This window comes from Corallococcus sp. AB038B, assembly GCF_003668955.1.
Classification (GTDB): domain Bacteria; phylum Myxococcota; class Myxococcia; order Myxococcales; family Myxococcaceae; genus Corallococcus; species Corallococcus exiguus.
In genome coordinates, this window is sequence record NZ_RAWO01000456.1 from 1 (window position 1) to 379 (window position 379).

Here is a 379-nt window from a genome sequence, read left to right on the forward strand (position 1 = left end):
GCATCTGGGTGACGCTGGTGGAAGTGGGCTACGCGAGCGACCCGCCCAGCTCCCTGGCCTTCTCGGAAAAGCTCTTCGCGCACTGGGCGGCGACGGTGGACCTGGTGGAGGGACGGAGGCTCGCGCTGGCGCAGTTGGACGCGGCGTGCGCGGCGCCGGAGGACGAAAGGCCCGCGCGGCTGCGTGAGTTGTTCCGCGAGCGCGCGGCGGACGCGCAGTCGTCGCCCGAGGACATCTTCTGGAAGCAGGCGGAGCTGCGCATCCTCCAGGCCATGGCGCTGGCCATCGTCGGGCGCACGAAGGACCTGGACGTGCTGCTGGAGCGCGTGCGGGCGGAGCAGCCCGAGGTGTCGCCGTACCGGGCGGGCGCGTTGCTGGC

General features: G+C 72.6%; 1 pseudogene. It reads left to right on the forward strand.

The features are described from left to right. Positions 1-379, forward strand: a pseudogene (locus D7Y04_RS43875) (serine/threonine-protein kinase PknK); the annotation flags it as partial.